This window comes from Vulcanococcus sp. Clear-D1 (assembly GCF_014654725.1).
Taxonomy (GTDB): domain Bacteria; phylum Cyanobacteriota; class Cyanobacteriia; order PCC-6307; family Cyanobiaceae; genus Vulcanococcus.
In genome coordinates this window covers 135,998-149,920 of record NZ_JACVZV010000037.1, presented here as the reverse complement: position 1 = coordinate 149,920, position 13,923 = coordinate 135,998, and the positions used below count along the sequence as shown (strand labels likewise).

Here is a 13,923-nt window from a genome sequence, read left to right as displayed (position 1 = left end):
AATCCTGGCCACTCTCCGCAGCCTGGCCATCAATGCCCTACGGCTCGATGGGATCGGTTCGATCACCGAGTGCAACGCAGCCCTGGCTCATGACATCAAGGGGTTGCTCAGGCTGCTGGGGTGGCAAGAGCCCGCGACGGCAGCGAGCTCCTCAGAATGACTTCTAATAGGCCCTGGGCGCCCGTGAGATCCAGCGGTTTCAGCGCGCAGATCGTGGCCTCGAGGATCGACCGGGCGCCCCGGCTGGGCCTGTTGCTGGCGTCGCGCTCCCAGGATCGGCCTATTTCATCGGGTCTCTGTCCAACCCCTGTCCAACTAGGGGAGGAGCCGAAACCCTGATATGTCAATCGGGGCGACAGAATTCGAACCTGCGACCTAGTGCTCCCAAACCCTCGTGATGTGGTTTCCCAAACCCACTCTCGAGAGCCCACTGCGCCGCCACCAGCGACACATGCTTCGCCCCCGCATCCTTAGCCGCCTGCTCGACGCCATCCCAGGTATTGGGGTACGAAGCCTTCCTTCGGCTGGCCATGCGCAAACCGCGTATGAACCAGGCTACTAAGCCAGACTTAAGCCAAACACCATTAAGGAATCTCTGGGCAACGCCGGTTTGATCTATGTGGGGCCGGCAAAACCGAACTGATCTGGTTTTTGTGTTCCATTGAGACCGGAATCAGGCCCAGAGCTGGTGATTAAGAGCTTTTGCCATCCCTTATTGGTCTGCCATTCGAGCCAACAAGGCACACCATGTCTGTGTTCATGCTTCAGTCAGTAGATGACCACGAGCGAGATACAAATTGGTGAGGGCTGTCAATACATGGATCTTGCAGCGGTTCTTGGCCAGGCCACGCAGCCGGGTCTTTTGGAAGCCGAACTGCTGCTTGATCACCCGAAACGGATGCTCAACCTTGGAGCGGATGTGAGCTTTGGCAGTCTCGATCAGATCTTGCAGCTTCCCTTCTGGCGTATCGGGTAGCACTCGCCGCTTCCCAGGTCGCATCGCCACTCTGAATTCAGCTTTCGTGCCGTCCATCTCGGGCCTTTTGGCGATGCCTTGGTAACCAGCGTCGCCGTAGACGACTTCCTCATCACCGTGCAACAGATCGGCAGCTGGCGTGAGGTCGTGCACGTTGGCAGCCGTGACGACGACCGAGTGGATCAGGCCTGAGTCCTTGTCCACGCCTGCGTGGACCTTCATCCCGAAATACCACTGGTTGCCCTTCTTGGTCTGGTGCATCTCCAGATCGCGCTTCCCCTCTTTGTTCTTGGTGGAGCTGGGAGCAGCAATCAAAGTGGCATCGATGATCGTGCCCTGCCGCATCGTCATCCCACGTTCGCTCAGGTGAGCCTTGACGGTCTCAAAGATCTGCTCGCCCAGATCGTGCTTCTCCAGCAGATGGCGGAAGGTCAGGATCGTGGTCTCATCCGGGATCCGATCGCTGATCAAGGCGATGCCGGCAAACCGGCGCATGGTGGGCACCTCAATCAGGGCCTCCTCCATGGCTGGATCGCTGAGCGATTACCACTGCTGCAGCAGGTGAATCCTGAGCATGGTGGCCAATGGATATGGAGGCCGGCCACCTTTCTTGCTCGCTTTGGGGTAATGCGGTTCGATCAAGGCGATCAACGCCGCCCAGGGCACGACCTCCTCCATCTCAGCGAGGAACTTCTCACGCTTGGTCTGCTTCTTGGCGGTGGTCAGCTCGTAATCCGAGAAGCCGAGCTGCTTGGCGCCCATCACCTCAGTCCTGGCCTGCGATCACGGCTCCATTGTCGCGCGGCAGGCCTGGGTTTTCCAGAGTCTCCTTAAGCCAAGCTCACAAACCCTTGCTCCTTTTGGCTTTTCAGCGACACTGCTGCACTTTGGGTCAGTGGGGGGGCGTGGGTTCAAATCCCGCCGCTCCGATTCAAACCGGCTCTTCAACACCCCCAGGGGTGGTTTTTTTATGCCCAGCTCGCGGGTGTGCGGGCCGTACGAACGAACCCGGTTGACGGCCTCACTGCAGCCGCGTATGCACCCGGTAGCAGGCCAACCAGCGATTCACCCGCGGGCGCAGAGGGGGTGGCACCTCTTCCAGCAATTGGGAGAGCTCCAGGGCCCCGAGGCGGCGCAAATCGCGCACATCCACGTGCCACAGCGCCTCGGCTTCACGGATCAACCGAGCCCAGGTGCGCGTGTCCTGCCAGCGCTGCACCAGCTGATGCACGTGGGGCGGATGGCGTGGGTGCCCGCGAGCGGAAACAGCCATCGCAAGCAACCTCGAAGCTTCATCCACACCATGGCTCTGAATTCAGCCGGTGGACCAAAGCAACGCTTCCCCTTCCCATAGATGAAGCAAAACCAGCGGGCCGCTCAAGCGGAGCGGCGCTGCTGCTCACCATCCACGGGAACCACGGGGAAGGGGAGAAGCGCAGCCTCCCGCTCCGACAAGCGGCGGCTCCAAGCTCCGCTCACAGGTTCATTCCAGCGGAAGCCCGCTTCACGGGCCCGGTGGCGCTCCTCATAGGAAAGGCGGGCCCGATAGAGACGGCGCGGCTCAAGGCCCTGCTGCACAAGCTGCTCGAGGTGATCGCATCGCTCAAACACCTGAGCCAGATAGATGCAATCGGTGAGGGCCCGGTGGGCCGCCCACACAGGAACGCTGTAGGCCAGAGCCAGATCCCGCACCGAAGGGTTGGCACGCAGGTTGCGCTCCGCCGGCCAGCGGATGTCGTCCATCGTGCACAGCCAAGGCTTGTGAATCGAAGGCAGAGGCGCAATGCCAAACCACTGGCGATCGAAGGCGGCGTTGTGGGCCACAACCAGATCAGCGCTGGCCAGCAGGGCTTCAAACCACTGCAAGCCCTGCTGCCAGGGCTGAGGTTGCTGGGTGATCACGGGGTCGATGCCGTTCACCGCCTGAGCCGCGTTCTGATCACAGGGCAACAGCAGCGACAGCTGGCTGAGCACCGAGCGCCGCGGCAGATCGAACAACACCGCGCCCAGCTCGATGCAGCGATCCCGCTGCGGATCGAGGCCGGTGGTTTCGGTATCCAGAATCAGCAGGCGCTGCGGCAGCGGTTGGCCCAGTGCTGCGGTGGGGTGAGGTGCTGCAGCGGGCACTGGTTCGGGATCGGGTACTGGTTCGGGTTCAGAGGCAGGCACTGCAACAACCGGTTCAGCGGATTGAGAACCCGCGGGCGTTTCAGGCGCCGGTGCGGCCATCAGGCTCAGCAGGTCCACCTGCTCCCAGGGTTGTGGAGGTTCTGCCGTGGCCATCGGGCGCTGCGCGTTGGCTTCATGATCCCAGGCCGCGCCAGGCCCTACCTAGGGTTTCGCCAGCATCCACCACCTGTCTTGGCCTCAGCCCTGAACATCGGCGACCGCGCGCCCCTGATTGCTCTCGCCGACCAGAGCGGCACAGAGCGCCGGAGCGATCAACTCGAAGGCAAGGCCCTCGTGCTGTTCTTTTATCCCAAAGACGACACCCCCGGCTGCACGATGGAGGCCTGCGCCTTCCGCGACAGCTACGCCGATCTGCAGGCCATGGGCGCCGAGGTGTGGGGCGTGAGCGGTGATGACGCCGCCAGCCACCAGCGTTTTGCCCAGCGCCACAACCTGCCCTATCCCCTGCTGGTGGACAAGGGCAACCAGCTGCGCAAGGCCTTCGGGGTGCCGAGCGTGCTGGGGCTGCTGCCCGGCCGGGTCACCTATGTGATCGACGCAAACGGCGTGATCCGCCATGTGTTCAACAACCTGCTCGACGGCCCAGCCCATCGCCGCGAAGCGATCGAGGCGCTCAAAGCCCTCCAGCAACGATGAGCTGGCGCCAGCGGGGCAGTCTCTGGCTGCTGGAGCCGCCGGCAGCCCGGGGCCTGATCCAGTTCATCGGGGGTAGCTATCTGGCGGCCACGCCGCAGCTGAGCTATCGCCGCCTGCTGGAAGCGCTGGCTCGTCAGGGCCTTGCCATCCAGGCCTGGAGTTATGTGCCGGGCTTTGATCACCAGGCCCAGGCCAATGAAGCCTGGAAACTGTTCCGCGCGGCGCGCCCGGAGCGGCTGCCCGCTCTGAGGCTCGGCCACAGCCTGGGCTGCAAGCTGCACCTGTTGGCACCCGACAACGGCCGCGGCTGCAGCGGCCTGTCGGCCCTGAGCTTCAACAACTTCTCCGCCGAGCGCAGCGTGCCGCTGCTGGCGGAGCTGGGCCCGCGGCTGGGGATTCAGAGCGAATTCAGCCCCTCCCCCAGCGAAACCCTGCGGCTGGTGGGAGCCAACTACCGCCAGCCCCGCAACCTGCTGGTGCGCTTCAACCGCGACAGCATCGACCAGAGCCAGCGCCTGCAGGCGGTGCTGCAAGCGCGCCCGCACGATCAAACCCAGCTGCTCGAGCTACCGGGCGATCACCTCACCCCCGCCAGTGCCGGCCTGCGCCAGAACCTGCTGGGCGCCTGGGCTGACGACCCGAGCCGTCAGCGGCAGATCGACGCCCTGGCGGAGACGATCTGCCGCTGGTGGAGCCCAGCCGCAGCGCAGCCCGCCTGATCAGACGCGCAACGCATCCAGCACCGAGCGATCCTCCAGGGTGGAGGTGTCGCCACTCACCTCCTGGCCAGCGGCCAAGGAGCGCAGGATGCGGCGCATGATTTTGCCGCTGCGGGTCTTGGGCAGGGCATCGCTGAACTTGATCACATCCGGGCGCGCAATCGGCCCGATCTCCTTGCCCACATGGCCGCGCAGTTCGGCGATCAGGGCGTCATCGCCGCTGCGGCCCGCCTCCAGGGTCACGAAAGCCACGATGCCTTCGCCCTTGAGCTCATCAGGCCGGCCCACCACCGCCGCTTCCGCCACGGCTGGGTGGCTCACCAGAGCGCTCTCGATCTCCATCGTGCCGAGGCGGTGACCGCTCACGTTGATCACGTCATCGACCCGGCCCATCACCCAGAAGTAGCCATCGCTGTCGCGGCGGGCGCCATCGCCGGCGAAATAGAGCCATGAGCCATCCGCGGGGCGAATCTCTTCCCAGTAGCTCTTGCGGAAGCGCTCCGGATCGCCGTGCACGGTGCGCATCATTCCGGGCCAGGGCCGGCGGATGGCGAGGTAGCCGCCTTGATCGGCGGGCTGGGAGTTGCCGTCGTGGTCAACGATGTCGGCCTGGATGCCGGGCAGCGGCAGGGTGGCGGAGCCTGGTTTGGTGGGTGTGGCACCGGGCAGGGGGCTGATCATCACGCCACCGGTTTCGGTCTGCCACCAGGTATCCACGATCGGGCAGCGGTTGCCGCCAATCACATCGCGATACCAGATCCAGGCCTCGGGGTTGATCGGCTCACCCACAGTGCCGAGGATCCGCAACGAGCTCATGTCGTATTGATCCGGCACCTCACGGCCGCTCTTCATGAAAGCGCGGATCGCGGTGGGGGCTGTGTAGAAGATCGTGCACCGGTGCTTCTGGATCACCTCCCAGAAGGCGCCGGGCTTGCCGGGCCGAGGCGCGCCCTCGTACATCACCGTGGTGGCTCCGTTCGACAACGGCCCGTAGACGATGTAGCTGTGGCCGGTGATCCAGCCCACATCGGCGGTGCACCAGTGGATGTCGTTCTCCTTGAGATCGAAAATCCACTGGAAGGTGAGATGGGCCCAGAGGTTGTAACCGGCGGTGGTGTGCACCACCCCCTTGGGCTTACCGGTGGAGCCTGAGGTGTAAAGCACAAACAGGCGGTCTTCACTGGCCATCGGCTCGGCCGGGCACTCGGCGCTCTGGGCATCCACCAGCTCGTGCCACCAGTGGTCGCGGCCGCTCTGCATGGCGCAGTCGCTCTCGATCCGCTTCACCACCAGCACGTGCTCCACGCTCGGGGCTCCCCCATTGGCGGAGAGGGCCTCGTCCACCGCGGGCTTGAGCGGCACCGGTTTGTCTTTGCGGAAGCCGCCATCGGCGGTGATCACCGCCTTGGCCTCGCCATCGATCAGGCGATCGCGCAGGGCATCCGCCGAGAAACCACCAAACACCACCGAATGGGGGGCGCCGATGCGGGCGCAGGCCAGCATGGCGATCGCCGCCTCCGGCACCATCGGCATGTAGAGCGCCACCAGATCACCCTTACCGATGCCGAGCGCCTTGAGCGCATTGGCCGCCTTGCACACCTCGGCATGCAGCTGGCGGTAGGTGAAGCTGCGGGTGTCGCCGGGTTCACCCTCCCAGATCAGGGCTGTCTTGTCGGCGCGGGAGCCATCGAGATGGCGATCGAGGCAGTTGAAGCTGAGATTGGTGGTGCCGCCTTCGAACCAGCGGGCGAAGGGCGGGTTGCTCCAATCGAGCACCGTGTGAAAGGGCTCGAACCAGTGCAGTTCGCGCCGGGCGGCCTCACCCCAGAAGTGATCCGAATCCTCCTGGGCCTGGGCTGCCAGCAATCGATAGGCCTCCAGCGAACCAATCGCCGCGCCTGCAGCCAGGGCGGCCGGCGGCTCAAACACCCGCTGCTCCTGCAGCACCGATTCAATCGTTGTGCTGGTGGCGGGGCTGGTCTGGGCCTCGGACATGCGGGCAACGGCAGGCGCGCCCATTCAAGCGAGCACACAACCCTCCTGGCCCGCTGGGCAGCAGGCCTGTAATAGCTGCCGCAGCATCCGGCGCTGATTCAGGATGGGGGCATGGTCCGACCCGCCGCCTGCCTGTTCGATCTCGACGGGTTGCTGCTCGACACTGAACCGCTGCACGCGGAGGCCTGGCAACAGGCCTCCAGCCACTTCGGCAGACCCCTGGCGGCCCACGAACTGTTGGCGCTGCGGGGGCGACGCCGCCACGACTGTGCCGATCAAGTGCTGCAGTGGATCAGCAACGGTGGTGCCTCGGCCGCGCCGAACCGCGAAACCCTGCTGGCGGTGCGCCAGCCCATCGCTGAAGCGCTGCTGATCCATGCGGCACCGATGCCGGGGGCAGCGGAGCTGGTGGAGCACTGCCAGGCCCTGGGGATCCCCATGGCCCTGGCCACCAGCAGCTCGAAGGCTGCGGTGGCGCTCAAGGCATCGCCCCACCCCTGGCTCTCTGCCATCCGTGTGCGAGTGCACGGCGATGATCCGCTGCTCAGACGCGGCAAGCCGGCGCCGGATGTGTTTTTGCTGGCGGCGGAGCGCCTCGGCGTGGATCCCCGCCAGTGCTGGGCCTTCGAAGATTCACCCGCCGGCGTGCAAGCCGCCCGCGCCGCAGGATGCCGCGTGCATGTGCTGCCGCCCGATCACCTCAGCAGCGAACAACGGCAAGAGCTCTATCCCGAGACCGAGCGCTTTCTGAGCAGCCTTGAGGAGATCGTGGGCGAGCTTCAGTAGAGCCGGCTCAGCACGAACTCAGGCAGAGCGAGCAGGGCACTACGGCACTCGGAAGGCGGCAACCAGCTGATGGCTTCACGCGCTTCATTGGCGAAGCCTTCGGCCAAAACACGGGCTCGTTGGATGGCCTGGCTGTTGCGCACCAGCTCAAGCGCCTGATCCAGATCGCCCTCTTCACTGAACTCGCGCTCAATCAAACCCGCCAGCGCCGGATGCTCTTCGAGGGCGTAGAGGGCTGGAGCCGTGAGATAGCCACTGGCCAGGTCACTGGCCGCGGGTTTGCCGAGTTGCTGGTCGTTGCCGGTGAAATCGAGGATGTCGTCGACCACCTGGAACGCAAGGCCAAGCTGGCGGCCAAAGCGGTAGAGCTCATCGAGCTGATGGGCCGGCAAGCCACTGAGCACACCAGCGGCGCGCGCGCTGTTGGCGATCAGCGAGGCGGTTTTGCAGTAGCTCTTCTCGAGGTAGGTCTCGAAGCTCTGGCCTGTGTCGTAGCGGAACAGGCCCTGCTTCACCTCGCCATCGGCGAGATCCATGATCACGCGCGAGAGAAGCTTGACCACCTCGAGATCATCGAGGTTGGCCAGGTGCCAACTGGCCTGGGCAAAGAGAAAATCGCCGGCCAGCACCGCGACGCGGTGGTTGAAGCGGCTGTGAACGGTATCGACACCACGGCGGGTGCTGGCCTCATCCACCACGTCGTCATGGACGAGGGAGGCCGTGTGGATCATCTCGGTGATCTCGGCGAGGCGCCGATGGCGCGCCGTGAGTTCGCCATCAACGCTCAGCGCCCGGGAGACGAGCAGCACGATGCCGGGGCGCAGCCGCTTGCCCCCTGCACTGAAGAGGTGCTCAGCAGCGGCCTGAAGGATCGGGTGCCCCGCTCCAATCAGGCTGCGCAGATCGCTCAGCAGAGCCTCGAGGTCGGCCTCGACGGGCTGGAGCAGCTCTGCAACCGTGGCCATGACCCCCTGCGGTTCGCCGATCCTAGAAGGCGCACCATGGCTGGCGCTGGCTCAGCCGCGAAGGAGCTCTCCCTCGCGCCAGGTGAGGGGCTGGCTCAGGCAGCGCGCCCCCACCAGCCGGGCCACGGCGTGATCAAAAGCCTGAGGATCGGCGCTGGTGAAGAACTGGTGCTCACTGCGGCAAGAGCCGCTGCATAGCAAGCTCGCAGCTGCGAGCCGTTCCCCCAGATGGCGCGCCACAGCCGGGGCAGGATCCAGCACCGCAAGGCCAGGCCCCACCAGCCTGCGAATCGCCTCGATCACAAACGGGTAGTGGGTGCAGCCGAGCACGATTGTGTCGGCACCGGCCGCCAGCATTGGGTTGAGAAAGCTCCGCAGCAGCGCATCGCAGCGCTCACCCTCAAGCTCCCCCATCTCCACCAGATCCGCCAGGCCGATGCACACCTGCTCCACCACCTTCACATCGCCGGCCCAACGGCCCACCGTGGCGCGGTAGAGCTCCCCCTGAAAGGTGGCGGGCGTCGCCATCACCCCCACCACACCGGAGCGGGTGAGCTCCACAGCCGGCTTCACCGCAGGCTCAAGCCCAACGATCGGCAGCTGCGGAAAGGCCTGCCGCAGGTGCTCAAGGGCCACGGCGGAGGCCGTGTTGCAAGCAACCACGATCGCCTTGCAACCCATGGCCATCAGCTCAGCCGCGATCTCGCTGCAGTAAGCCCGGATCTCCTGGGCTGAACGCTGGCCGTAGGGCACATGGGCCTGATCAGCCAGATAGATCACCGATTCATCCGGCAGGTGATGCACCACCTGCCGCCAGACACTCAAGCCCCCCACGCCGGAATCAAAGATGCCGATGGGAGCGCCGCTCATGGATTAGCGACCAGGTAATTGAGCAGGCCCGTGGCGATCGCCACCGCGATGCGACGGCGGAAGGCGGGATCAGCCAGGCGGGGTGAATCGAGCTGTCCGGTCACAAAACCCATCTCGGCCAACGCCGCCGGCATCACGGTGCGGCGGATCACAAAGAAGCGGCCGGGGCGAGCGCCGCGATCCGGGCTACCCGGCGACACCCGCAGCATCTGCAGCTGCACAGCCTCCGCGAGCCGCCTGGAGGGTCCGTCCTGGAAATAGAAGGTTTCGATGCCGTTCACATCCGGGCGAGACATGCTCAGGGCATTGGCATGGATGCTCAGGAACAGATCGGCCCTGCTGTTGTTGGCCAGTGCCACCCGCGGCGGCAGGTCGACATCCACTTCCGAGGTGCGGGTGAGCAGCACCTGCACCCCTTTGGCTTGGAGGATCTGAGCCACCTGCAGGCTCACATCGAGCACCACATCGGTTTCGCGCAGGCCATTGATCCCCACAGCACCGGGATCAGGGCCGCCGTGGCCGGGATCGATCACCACCTTGTAACGACCAACCGGCACGCTCGGCAGGCCCTCCACCGAAGGCATCGGCCCTGAAGGAACCACAGCCGCCGGCGGACGCGCCCGCCAGCTCGGTGTGGACGGAGCATCGAGATCACCCTCGCCGAAGGGGTCAAGGCCGCTCACACCAGAACCCAGCTCCATCTGCCAACGATCAGCACTGGTGCCCACCAGGCGCAGCTGGGCGGGATCCAGTTTGGTGCCGGGCCTGAACTCCACCACAAGCCGGGTGGTGTTGTCGCTGGGGCGCCCCACCCGCACTTCACGGATGGCGCCGTTGCCGCGCACGCTGCAGCTGCGGGAGGGAGCGCCGGGAAGATCAATCCACAGCCGCGGACCCACCAGGCCGCGACCTTCCTCAAAAAAGGCCTCAATGCTGGTGCCCGGAGGCGTGCGCAGCTCGAGGGCACCGGAGCGGTTGATGCGCCAGGCGGCCAGGGCACTGCCCGCCCAGGCCGGTAGAGCCGAGCAAAGCGACAGCACTGGAACCGCAACGGCCAGGGCCAGCCCCGACAGCCGAGACCGCAGACGGGAGGAGGACGATCTCACCACTCAGAACAGGGCTGGGCGCCGGTGCTTGAGGCTCGGCATCTGGGCCTGGATGCGTTGGCGGTGCTGCACATCCACTGGAGCCACAGCCTGGCCAGGGCCACTGCCCGCATCGGCCAACACGGTGCCCCAGGGGTCGATCACCAGGGCATGACCGTGGGTCTGACGACGGCCACCATGGTTGCCGGTCTGGGCCGGAGCGAGCACGTAGGCGGTGTTCTCAATGGCACGGGCTTGCAGCAACACCTGCCAGTGGTCTTTGCCGGTGAAGGCCGTGAAGGCAGCTGGGATGAACAGCACATCGGCGCCCGCACCGGCCAGATAGCGATAGAGCTCGGGGAAGCGCACGTCGTAACAGATCGAGAGCCCCACGCGGCACAGGCCCGGCACCTCCACCACCGGCGGCAGCTGATTGCCGGGCTGCACGGTGGCCGACTCGCGATAAGTGTTGCCGTCCGGTAAATCCACATCGAAGAGGTGGATCTTGTCGTAGCGAGCCAGGATCTGGCCGTCCTTCCCCACCAGTTCAGCGCGGTTGCTGGTGAGCCGTTCGCCGGCCGGCACGGGGTAACCACCCCCCAGCAGCGTCACCTGATAGCGGCGCGCCATGGTGATCAGAAACTGCTGGGCCCGATCAGCCAGCACAGGCGCAATCTCGAGCCGATGGTCGTCTTCACCCATGAAGGCGAAGTTCTCGGGGAGCCCCACCAGATCAGCTCCGCGGCGGGCCGCCAGATCGATCTGCTCCTCAGCGGCCGCGAAGTTCGCGTCGGGATCTGCGGTGCTGGTGAGCTGGATCGCTGCTGCCAGAAAGCTTGTCACCGCTTGCGTTTTACCGACCCGGGCACTGTAAGGGTCCCCGCAAGGGGCTCAGGCCGCCTGCAGCACGCCGGGGCTGGTCTGGGTCGGCACGATCGTGAGGTTGTCCACCGAGGCGCAGCAGGCGAAGTCGGCGTCGTGGTTGCCGATGCCGATCAGGCGCTGGCCATGGCTGGCGGCGCGCAGGCAGGTTTCGGTGTCGGTGTGCCACTGCTGCCAGAGGGCCAGGGCGGCCAGAGCCTCGTCGTTGGCGCAGCGAACGCCCACATGGGGCGACACCGCCAGCTCCAGGGCGGCAGACACCACGGCGCCAGCAGCCAGGCTGTCTTCAAGGGAATAGTCGCCCTCCCAGCCGCTGCCCACGATCCACACCCGCTGGCATTCGCGCTCGATCAGGCGGCGAGCCACGGCGGTGCGATTCGGCAGACAGGCCGTTACCAGCAGCGGCACCGCCTTCACCGCATCGAGGGAGCGGGTGCCATTGGTGGTGCTCATGAAGATGCGCTTCCCCCCCACCAGCTCCGGCGTCACCGCCAGGGGCGAATTGCCCAGGTCGTAGCCCTTCACCCGCTTGCCGCCGCGTTCGCCGGCCCGCAGCCGGCGCTCCTCCGGCCAGGCGGCTGCTGTGCGATCCAGCTCCGCCAGATCCGCAAAGGCCTGAATCGCCTCCGCACCGTTCTCGAGCGACCAGGCAATGGTGGTGGTGGCGCGCAGCACATCGATCACCACCGCCGCATCAGGGCCGCCCTCAGATACGGGCAACACCGCCGGCACGCACTCAGAGGTATGGAAGTAGGAGATCTGCACGGCCACAACAGCGGGTGGGGTGCGTCACAGTAAGCACCGCATGGCAGTGGATTGAGGCTGATGGGTTCGCAACGCGACCTACGCGGGTTCCTCAAACTGCTGGACGAGCGAGGCCAGCTGCGCCGCATCACAGCGCCGGTGGATCCCGATTTGGAACTGGCGGCCATCGCCGATCGGGTGCTCAGCTGCGGCGGCCCGGCGTTGCTGTTTGAAAACGTGATCGGCTCATCGATGCCGGTGGCGATTAATTTGATGGGCACCCAGGAGCGCGTGCTCTGGAGCATGGGCATGGAGCGGCCCGAGGAGCTCGAGGCCCTCGGCGAGCGGCTCGCTCTGCTGCAGCAGCCGCGACCGCCGAAGGGAGCCCGCGAAGCGGTGCGTTTTGGCTCAGTACTGCTGGATGTTCTGAAGGCCCGGCCCGATCTGGATCTCACCCCGCCCTGCCGCCAGGAGGTGTTCAAAGGCGAGGCGGTGAACCTTGATGCCCTGCCTCTGCTCCGCCCCTGGCCGGGCGATGGCGGCCGCATCCTCACCCTGGGCCTGGTGATCACCAAAGACCCTGAAACCGGCACCCCGAACGTGGGTGTGTACCGGCTGCAGCAGCAGTCGATCAACACGATGACCGTGCACTGGCTGAGTGTGCGCGGCGGCGCGCGGCACCTGCGCAAAGCAGCGGCCATGGGCAAGAAGCTGGAGATCGCCATTGCCATCGGCGTGCATCCGCTGCTGGTGATGGCGGCCGCCACACCGATCCCCGTACAGCTGAGCGAATGGCTGTTCGCGGGGCTTTACGCCGGTGAAGGGGTGCGGCTGGCCAAGTGCAAAACCGTGAACCTGGAGGTGCCCAGCCACAGCGAGGTGGTGCTGGAGGGCACCATCACTCCTGGCGAGGAGCTGGCCGATGGCCCCTTCGGCGACCACATGGGCTTCTACGGCGGTGTGGAGGATTCACCGCTGGTGCGCATCCAGTGCGTCACCCAGCGCCGAAATCCCGTTTACTTCACCACCTTCAGCGGGCGGCCGCCGAAGGAAGACGCGATGCTCGCCATCGCCCTCAACCGCATCTACACCCCGATCCTGCGGCAGCAGATCCCGGAGATCGTGGATTTCTTTCTGCCGATGGAGGGCCTCAGCTACAAGCTGGCCGTGATTGCGATTGATAAGGCCTATCCCGGCCAGGCGAAGCGTGCGGCCATGGCCTTCTGGACTGCCCTACCTCAGTTCACGTACACCAAATTCGTGGTGGTGGTGGACAAGGCGATCAACATCCGCGACCCGCGCCAGGTGATCTGGGCCATCAGTGCCCTGGTGGATCCGCAGCGCGATCTGATCGTGGTGGAAAACACCCCCTTCGACACGCTCGATTTCGCCAGCGAACAGCTGGGCCTGGGCGGCCGCCTGGCGATCGATGCCACCACCAAGCTCGGCCCCGAGCGCAATCACCCCTGGGGCGAACCGCTCAGCCGGCCGGCGGAGCTGGAAGCGCGCCTGGATGCCCGCTGGGCCGAACTAGGCCTGGCGGATGTGGGCCAGAGCGATCCCGATCCCGCCCTGTTCGGCTACGCGCTCGAGCAGGTGCTGCAGCGGCTCGCCCAGCGGGGATGAGCTTGCTGCGCCGCAGCGGACAGCAGGCGCTTCAGGCCCTGCTGGAGCTGGCGGAGGCCCCGCAGCAATGGCGATCGGTGAACCAGATCGCAGCCGCCCAGGATCTACCCGCACCGATGCTGGAGCAGCTGTTGCTGCAGCTGCGCCGAGCCGGTCTGGTGGAAGCGCGGCGCGGCCGGCTGGGGGGCTACCGGCTGCAACGGGAGCCAGCCAAGATCGCAGTAGCTGAGGTGCTCTCGGCCGTTGGGGCCGAGATTGCGCTGATCCACGGTGAAACAGAGGAGCCGAACCTGGCCGAGCAGCAGGTGCTGCGCAGCATGGCCCGCCGGCTGCAGCGGGCGATGGAGCGCGAGCTGATGCAGTTCAACTTGGAAGAACTGCTGTTTGATCTGCGCAGCTGCCGCGAGAGCCTCAGCGGCACAGGCGGGCTGATGCTCGGGTGATGCCTA

At 65.7% G+C, this 13,923-nt stretch carries 13 protein-coding genes and 1 pseudogene; 5 read left to right on the top strand and 9 right to left on the bottom strand.

Annotation, left to right across the window (positions count from 1 at the left end; all coding sequences use genetic code 11):
• Positions 1 to 757: 757 nt before the first annotated feature.
• The 3 genes and pseudogenes from H9532_RS14710 to H9532_RS14700 form a co-directional block, all read right to left on the bottom strand.
• Positions 758 to 1,738 (bottom strand): annotated as a pseudogene (locus H9532_RS14710) (IS5 family transposase).
• A gap of 259 nt (positions 1,739 to 1,997) precedes the next feature.
• Complete coding sequence (locus H9532_RS14705; RefSeq protein ID WP_296369875.1) at positions 1,998 to 2,249, bottom strand: hypothetical protein; 252 nt, start codon at positions 2,247 to 2,249, stop codon at positions 1,998 to 2,000.
• A gap of 104 nt (positions 2,250 to 2,353) precedes the next feature.
• Positions 2,354 to 3,259: a 3'-5' exonuclease gene (locus tag H9532_RS14700; protein ID WP_296369874.1), complete on the bottom strand. Its 906-nt coding sequence runs from the start codon at positions 3,257 to 3,259 to the stop codon at positions 2,354 to 2,356.
• Positions 3,260 to 3,337: 78 nt separating this feature from the next.
• On the opposite strand from H9532_RS14700, the gene H9532_RS14695 reads away from it, so the two are divergent.
• Both H9532_RS14695 and H9532_RS14690 read left to right on the top strand, forming a co-directional pair.
• A complete protein-coding gene (locus H9532_RS14695; protein ID WP_296369872.1) occupies positions 3,338 to 3,802 on the top strand; it encodes a peroxiredoxin in 465 nt (154 codons plus the stop codon).
• On the top strand, positions 3,799 to 4,521 hold the full coding sequence (locus tag H9532_RS14690; protein ID WP_296369870.1) for a DUF1350 family protein: 723 nt from the start codon (positions 3,799 to 3,801) through the stop codon (positions 4,519 to 4,521). The genes H9532_RS14695 and H9532_RS14690 overlap by 4 nt, the downstream gene beginning before the upstream one ends.
• Here H9532_RS14690 and acs read toward each other — a convergent pair whose 3' ends face one another.
• Positions 4,522 to 6,516, bottom strand: coding sequence for an acetate--CoA ligase (acs, locus tag H9532_RS14685; RefSeq protein WP_296369868.1), 1,995 nt, complete (start codon positions 6,514 to 6,516; stop codon positions 4,522 to 4,524).
• A gap of 111 nt (positions 6,517 to 6,627) precedes the next feature.
• Between acs and H9532_RS14680 the strand changes: the two genes are divergently transcribed.
• Positions 6,628 to 7,302 (top strand): HAD family phosphatase, encoded by a 675-nt coding sequence (locus tag H9532_RS14680; protein WP_296369866.1) that lies wholly within the window; start codon positions 6,628 to 6,630, stop codon positions 7,300 to 7,302.
• Here H9532_RS14680 and sds read toward each other — a convergent pair.
• From sds to H9532_RS14655, 5 genes are read right to left on the bottom strand one after another with little or no spacing between them, the layout of a single operon-like run.
• Positions 7,296 to 8,267, bottom strand: coding sequence for a solanesyl diphosphate synthase (gene sds / locus H9532_RS14675; RefSeq protein ID WP_296369863.1), 972 nt, complete (start codon positions 8,265 to 8,267; stop codon positions 7,296 to 7,298). The two genes, H9532_RS14680 and sds, sit on opposite strands and share 7 nt — an antisense overlap.
• Positions 8,268 to 8,318: 51 nt before the next feature.
• Entirely contained in the window at positions 8,319 to 9,137 is an 819-nt protein-coding gene (gene murI, locus H9532_RS14670; RefSeq protein ID WP_296369861.1) for a glutamate racemase, read from the bottom strand.
• Positions 9,134 to 10,210 (bottom strand): N-acetylmuramoyl-L-alanine amidase, encoded by a 1,077-nt coding sequence (locus tag H9532_RS14665; RefSeq protein WP_296369896.1) that lies wholly within the window; start codon positions 10,208 to 10,210, stop codon positions 9,134 to 9,136. The genes murI and H9532_RS14665 overlap by 4 nt, the downstream gene beginning before the upstream one ends.
• 36 nt (positions 10,211 to 10,246) lie before the next feature.
• Entirely contained in the window at positions 10,247 to 11,065 is an 819-nt protein-coding gene (locus H9532_RS14660; protein WP_296369859.1) for a carbon-nitrogen hydrolase family protein, read from the bottom strand.
• Between the two features lie 48 nt (positions 11,066 to 11,113).
• On the bottom strand, positions 11,114 to 11,869 hold the full coding sequence (locus H9532_RS14655) for a 2-phosphosulfolactate phosphatase family protein (RefSeq protein WP_296369857.1): 756 nt from the start codon (positions 11,867 to 11,869) through the stop codon (positions 11,114 to 11,116).
• 60 nt (positions 11,870 to 11,929) lie between these two features.
• On the opposite strand from H9532_RS14655, the gene H9532_RS14650 reads away from it, so the two are divergent.
• Positions 11,930 to 13,474 (top strand): UbiD family decarboxylase, encoded by a 1,545-nt coding sequence (locus H9532_RS14650; RefSeq protein ID WP_296369855.1) that lies wholly within the window; start codon positions 11,930 to 11,932, stop codon positions 13,472 to 13,474.
• Positions 13,471 to 13,917 carry an Rrf2 family transcriptional regulator gene (locus H9532_RS14645; protein WP_296369853.1) on the top strand — a complete coding sequence of 149 codons (447 nt, stop codon included), beginning with the start codon at positions 13,471 to 13,473 and terminating at the stop codon, positions 13,915 to 13,917. The genes H9532_RS14650 and H9532_RS14645 overlap by 4 nt, the downstream gene beginning before the upstream one ends.
• Positions 13,918 to 13,923 lie beyond the last annotated feature (6 nt).